Consider the following 6,439-nt stretch of genomic DNA (forward strand, 5'->3'; position numbering starts at 1 on the left):
TATTTACATAGGCATAATGCGCTGGCTATAATGGCGCTCGATTTAGTTTAATCTTGTGTTTATTGCAATTTAGTAGGTAGTAAGGTTGCCATGGAAAGTTGGTATTTAGTTATGTGTAAGCCGCGCCAAGAAGAGCGGGCAAAAGCCAACTTGACTAATCAAGGAATTGAAGCTTTTTACCCTATATTAACCACTGAAAAGCTGGTTAAAGGTCGTCGTACCGTCAAACAAGTCGCCTTGTTTCCAAATTACTTATTTGTTTGCCTAGACTCAAAAAATGGGCCTTTTGCGGCTGTAAAAAATACTCGCGGTATAGGTTGCTTTGTAACATATGGGGCTAATTACCAAGTTGTACCGCTAGCAATAATCGAACATTTAAATAATCACAAGTCGCATACGGTTGAATCGCAATTACCTAAACAGGGCGATGCAGTAAGTGTAAATAATAATTCGTTTAAAAATATAGACGCAATATACAAAGAGCCCGACGGCGACATGCGCAGCATTTTGTTAATTAACTTGCTTAATAAGCAGGTAGAAATGAGCGTAGATAATACAGATATTGAATTTAGTTAAAGGTTTTGTAGGCACCTAGCCCACTGACTCGGTAATTATTAAAAAATATATAAATCATCAGTAAGTAGGAACTGCAACCTAGGGGCGGAAGCGTGCCCGAAGGGCTAGACAAGCAAATAGTTTTGCTTTCAAGCTGGAGCGAGAGGAGCTCTGCGACGAACTGGAACGTGGAGCGTGCCCGAAGGGCTAGACAAGTAAATAGTTTTGCTTTCAAGCTGGAGCGAGAGGAGCTCTGCGACGAACTGGAACGTGAAGCGTGCCCGAAGGGCTATTCGTAGACGCGCAGCTTGCTGGCGTTTAAAAGCAACGCTTTTACATTGTTAATTGCTTTGTAAAATCATAAGAAGCTGTACTCCTAATTGAGTAAGTTTTGTAACGAACTGGAACGTGCCCGAAGGGCTAGTCGAGCTGAAACACTATTATTACCACAGAGAAGATAATGAGAAGTACAGGAGAAGATACTAAAAAATAGTATGTTTTCTCAGTGTAGCGCGAAGCACCTCGGTGTTCTCGGTGGTTAAATTGTTTTGTAACTCAGGCTTTTCACCTAATTGATAAAATAAATAAAACACTATTATCACCACAGAGAAGACAAGGAGAAGTAAAGGAGAATTGGTTTTAGACTAATTCATTATTTTACGCTCTTCTCTGTGTAGCGCAAAGCGCCTCAGTGCTCTCGGTGGTCAAAATTGTCTTGCGGTTATATTTTTAACCTAAACGATAAAGTCAATAAAACACTATTACCACCACAGAGAAGACAATGAGAAGCACAGGAGAAGGTACTAAAAAATAGTATGTTCCCTCAGTGTAGCGCGAAGCGCCTCTGTGTTCCCGGTGGTCAAAACTGTCTTGCGGTTATATTTTTAACCTAAATGATAAAGTGAATAAAACATTATTATTACCACAGAGAAGATAATGAGAAGTACAGGAGAAGATACTAGAAAATAGTATATTTACTCTGTGTAGCGCGAAACGCCTAACTGGCGTACAAAATATGTGTAACTAAAATAATTAGTCTATATTCCAAGATGACAAATTTGCAAAGGATCGCCATGGAAGACTTACTAACTCAAAAAATAATTGGTTGCGCTATTGAAGTACATAAAAACCTTGGGCCAGGCTTATTAGAATCAACCTACGAAAGCTGCCTAATATATGAACTACAGCAGACCGGCTTATCATTAAAAAGCCAAATAAAATTACCAATCAACTACAAAAACACAACTATTGATGCAGGGTACAGGCTCGATATATTAATCCCAAAGCAACTAATAATAGAAATAAAAACAGTTGATAAACTATTGCCAATACATACAGCACAACTAATAACATACTTAAAGTTAAGCGGCATAAAAACAGGATTACTCATAAACTTTAACCAAGTAAAACTCATTGAAGGTATAAAGCGAATAAGCGTTTAATATAAAAGTGCAAAATAAAAATAACACACTAATATATCACAAAATAAACCAGCCCTGTTTGCTACCTTTATTTTATAAAACATTGAGTAAGCTTAAATACTTATTTAAAAGAAAGCAGTAATGTAAAAGCGCGTTTCGGCTTGCGCGAATAGCCCTCTCATGCTTTAATTACCGCACAAAAATACAAGTACTCACCAAGGTCGGTGAGGAACAAAATATTTAAAATAATTTTGGGATTCTACAATGGCGTTAAGCTGTAAATCACTCATCACCTCACTCGCATTACTATCAGTTACCGGTTGTACCATAATACCAGGCAGCCATTTTGAAGGCATAGAAACCGGCGAGCAAACACAAAACCTTGAGCAAGATCTCGAAAAAGTAAATATTCAAATTATCGACTCGTCGCTAATTAAGCAACAAAAACAAGCACGTGCATCAGCTAAGCCAATATCGAATACCGCAGGTGTAAACGTAAGCAATTATGAATACAAAATTGGTGTAGGCGATACATTAACAATTGGCGTGTGGGATCACCCAGAGCTAACAATACCAGCAGCAGTGCAGCGCACCGCAGAGTTTGATGGCTTTCGCGTACAAAAAGATGGCACTATTACCTATGCTTATGCGCCAAACATCCCTGCAGCAGGGCGTACCATAAGTGAAGTGCGCGAAGACCTAGTTAAACGCCTAAGTCGCGTAATTGAAAACCCACAGGTAGACATAAAAGTAGTAGGTTTTAATAGCCAAAAAGCCTACGTGACCGGGGAGGTAAATAAACCAGGTGTATACCCAGTTACCGAAATACCACTCACCCTAATTGACGCGCTAAACCAAGCGGGTGGCTTAACAGAAGCCGCCGATTGGCGCACAGTAACGTTTACCCGTGGTAACAAAACAGAAACCATACAACTCGACAGCTTTTATTCACATGGTGATATTTCGCAAAACCGTTTACTTCAACACGGCGACATAATTCATGTAACGCGTAACGACGCACAAAAAGTATTTGTACTGGGCGACGTAAAACGTGCAGGATCAATTGTATTAAACCGATACGGCTTAAACCTAGCCGAAGCACTAAGCGACACCGGCGGCCTAAACGAAACCACAGCCGACGCCAACGGCGTGTTTGTACTGCGTAAAAGCAACGTAGAGCAAACAGGTGTTATTGCAAACGTATACCAGCTGCATGCTAAAAATATTACAGCAATGGTATTAGCCGAGCAGTTTGAACTGCAACCGCACGACATTGTATATGTAACATCGGCACCATTAGCCCGTTGGAACCGCGTAATAAGCTTATTACTACCGTCGGTAGCAACGGTTGATAACCTGAACGATATAAATAACTAAGGCGCATAGCAATGTTCGATTCTGTATTAGTTGTATGTGCCGGTAATATTTGCCGCAGCCCGACAGGTGAATATGTATTAAAGCAAAAGCTTAAAGGTAAAAATATTAAAGTGTCGTCAGCTGGGCTAACCGCACTTGAGGGTAAACCTGCCGATGCAAAAGCAAAACAAATAGCCCAAGCACATGGCGTAAACATGGACGAGCACCAAGGCCGGCAGTTATCGTCTGCACTTGTTGCGCAAAATAGCGTAATATTGGTTATGGAAGAACGCCATTTAAACGATGTACACGCACGCTACCCAGAGGCACGCGGTAAAACATTTTTACTAGGTAAGTGGATTAACAACGCCGAAATACCCGACCCTTACCGCCAAAGCACAGAAGCATTTGAACACGTTTACACATTAATCGATAGCGCATGCAGCGCTTGGCAAAAGTATTTATAAGGAATGGCTAATTTAATGAATACCCAGCCTGAAAGTAAAAACAAAAACACCGCACAACCCACGCAAGAAATCGATTTAATGGCACTGCTAGGCGCATTACTCGACCGCAAATACTTTATAGTAGGCATAACGGCACTGTTTATGTTTATAGGTGTGGTTTATGCAGTATTAAGCACGCCGGTTTACCAAGCCACAGCCATGATACAAGTTGAAGACGGCAGTGCATCTGTCCCCGGGTTTGACGACATGGCAGGCATGTTCGAAAGTACATCGGCCGCAGTAACAGAAATAGAATTACTTAAATCACGCAGTGTCATTGGCGAGGCGGTAGATTCACTTAAGCTAGATATTACAGCCGAGCCAAAACTATTCCCATTTATAGGTAATCGCGCGTACCGTAAATTTACCCCAATGAGCGATGGCGATTTAGCCGAGCCAAGCTTTGGTGCTAGTAGCTATGCATGGGGCGGCGAAAGTATAAACATATTTAGGTTTGACGTACCACGTAATGCTATAAACCAAGAGTTTGTACTTGTAGCACAAGACGGTAACGGTGTTGCGCTTTTAAATGATGATGGCGACCAAATACTGGCGGGTAAAGTAGGCGAGGAACTTACAAATGGTAAATTTAACCTAACAGTGCGCGAGCTTAATGCGCGCCCAGGTACCGAATTTATAATTACCCGTAAAGACCGCCTAAACACAATACTTGACTTACAAGCAGCAATTGGTGCCAGTGAAAAAGGTAAAGACTCAGGCATTATTAATTTAAGCCTACAAAGCACAAAACCAAGCTACGCCGAAAAAGTACTTGATAAAGTAGCCGCTATATATGTGCGCCGTAATGTGGAGCGTAACAGCGCCGAGGCACAAAAATCGCTTGAATTTTTAGAAGTACAATTACCTGAAATTAAAAAACAACTAGAGTACGCAGAGCAACGCTTTAACGACTACCAAATAAAACGCCAGTCAATAAACATAACGCTTGAGACTCAAGGCGTGCTTGAGCAAGTAGTAAAGCTTGAAACAAAGCTACAAGAGCTAAACCTAAAACGCTTAGAGCTTGGCCGTAAATTTAAAAAAGACCACCCAGCATACCAAGGTATTATTGAGCAAATACAAGCAGTAGAAAGCCAAAAAAATGAGCTAATAGGCGAGGTAGGTAACCTACCCGAAACCCAACAAGAGCTACTACGCTTAAAACGCGATGTTGAAGTAAGCAACCAAATTTACACACTGCTATTAAGTAAAACCCAAGAATTAGACATAGTGCGTGCTGGCACAGTAGGTAATGTACGCGTTATAGACTACGCCGAGGTAAATACCAGCAAGCCGGTAAAACCTAAAAAAGCGCTAATAGTAGTAATGGCAACTATGCTAGGTGGCATGCTTGCAGTGGCTATTGTACTTATACAAAAAGCCATGCATAAAGGGGTTGAAGACCCAAGCGAGATTGAAGGCCTAGGCATACCTGTATACGCAAGCGTACCCCACTCAGACTATCAAGATAAACTAACCGGCTTTACAGGGCGCAAAAACAAAGCAGGTAAAGCAAAAAGCTTACTGGCGCTTGATAACCCAGCCGACCTTTCAATAGAGGCCCTGCGTAGCTTACGTACGAGCTTACACTTTGCGATGATGGAAGCTAAAAACAACATTATTGCTATATCGGGCCCAAGCCCAGGTGTGGGTAAATCGTTTATATCGGTTAACTTGGCGGCAGTGTTAGCACAAAGTGGTAAAAAAGTGCTAATTATTGATGCCGATATGCGTAAAGGCTACCTGCAAACTCAATTTGGCTTAAAGTGGGACAATGGCCTTAGCGATTACCTTTCAGGTCGTTTAAACTTAGCGCAGGTAACTAAGCCTACCAAGGTTGAAGGCTTAAATGTAATTACCCGTGGGCAAATACCACCAAACCCTTCTGAGCTACTAATGCATAGCAACTTTAGCAAACTGGTTGAAGAAGTAAGCGCAGCATACGACATAGTAATTATAGATACCCCACCAATACTTGCAGTAACCGACCCGGCTATAGTAAGTGCCCATACAGGTACTACCTTATTAGTAGCACGTTTTGGCCAAAACCACTTGCGTGAAATAGACCTAACCCGTAACCGTTTTGAACAAAATGGAATAGACGTAAAAGGGCTAGTATTTAACGGTGTAGTTAAAAAAGCAAGCAATGCTTATGGTTACTACGGCTACTACAACTACGAATATAAGAGTGATAAGTAAATAAAAGGTATTAGGAGCTAGATTTTAGTACATAAAACCTAAACCTAGAGCCTATTTCTTCATTGTAGGCGAGTAGCTAGCTACCGCGAAAGTGAAGAGAAGGTTCACCACAGAGAGCACAGAGTTCACAGAGGAAACAAAAGTGATTTATTTTATTTTTGTTCTTTCTCGGTGCAGCGAAGCGCCTCGGTGCCCTCGGTGGTAAAAAGCACTTTGTAGGTGCAGGTTTTAGCTGTAAGGGGCCTTGACCTTTCACCTTGCACCTTAAAACTGATTAACCGAGAACCTAGAATTTGACACCGTAATGCAATACAACAGCGTTACCCTGATAGCTGATAGCTGATAGCTGATAGCTGATAGCTGATAGCTGATAGCTGATAGCTGATAGCTGATAGCTGATAG

General features: G+C 41.4%; 5 protein-coding genes. All 5 read left to right on the forward strand.

Features of this window, described 5'->3' with window-relative positions; all coding sequences use genetic code 11:
- Window positions 1-90: 90 nt before the first annotated feature.
- The 5 genes from rfaH (at window position 91) to R0J88_RS17805 (ending at window position 6,037) form a co-directional block, all read left to right on the forward strand.
- The gene (rfaH, locus tag R0J88_RS17785; RefSeq protein ID WP_410900591.1) at window positions 91-576 is read left to right on the forward strand and encodes a transcription/translation regulatory transformer protein RfaH; all 486 of its coding nucleotides are present in this window, start codon (window positions 91-93) and stop codon (window positions 574-576) included.
- A gap of 1,052 nt (window positions 577-1,628) precedes the next feature.
- The gene (locus tag R0J88_RS17790) at window positions 1,629-1,997 is read left to right on the forward strand and encodes a GxxExxY protein (protein WP_410900592.1); all 369 of its coding nucleotides are present in this window, start codon (window positions 1,629-1,631) and stop codon (window positions 1,995-1,997) included.
- A 243-nt stretch (window positions 1,998-2,240) separates the two neighbouring features.
- Window positions 2,241-3,353: a polysaccharide export protein gene (locus R0J88_RS17795; protein WP_410900593.1), complete on the forward strand. Its 1,113-nt coding sequence runs from the start codon at window positions 2,241-2,243 to the stop codon at window positions 3,351-3,353.
- Between the two features lie 11 nt (window positions 3,354-3,364).
- On the forward strand, window positions 3,365-3,799 hold the full coding sequence (locus tag R0J88_RS17800; protein ID WP_010555600.1) for a low molecular weight protein-tyrosine-phosphatase: 435 nt from the start codon (window positions 3,365-3,367) through the stop codon (window positions 3,797-3,799).
- Window positions 3,800-3,814: 15 nt separating this feature from the next.
- Window positions 3,815-6,037, forward strand: a complete 2,223-nt coding sequence (locus R0J88_RS17805) for a polysaccharide biosynthesis tyrosine autokinase (RefSeq protein ID WP_410900594.1) — start codon at window positions 3,815-3,817, stop codon at window positions 6,035-6,037.
- Window positions 6,038-6,439 lie beyond the last annotated feature (402 nt).

The organism is Pseudoalteromonas sp. SIMBA_162, assembly GCF_046535955.1.
Lineage (GTDB): Bacteria > Pseudomonadota > Gammaproteobacteria > Enterobacterales > Alteromonadaceae > Pseudoalteromonas > Pseudoalteromonas marina.

Bases quoted from the DNA above. Each gene is read 5' to 3' on its own strand.
- rfaH (WP_410900591.1), top strand. From the start codon at position 91: ATGGAAAGTTGGTATTTAGTTATGTGTAAGCCGCGCCAAGAAGAGCGG.
- R0J88_RS17790 (WP_410900592.1), top strand. From the start codon at position 1,629: ATGGAAGACTTACTAACTCAAAAAATAATTGGTTGCGCTATTGAAGTA.
- R0J88_RS17795 (WP_410900593.1), top strand. From the start codon at position 2,241: ATGGCGTTAAGCTGTAAATCACTCATCACCTCACTCGCATTACTATCA.
- R0J88_RS17800 (WP_010555600.1), top strand. From the start codon at position 3,365: ATGTTCGATTCTGTATTAGTTGTATGTGCCGGTAATATTTGCCGCAGC.
- R0J88_RS17805 (WP_410900594.1), top strand. From the start codon at position 3,815: ATGAATACCCAGCCTGAAAGTAAAAACAAAAACACCGCACAACCCACG.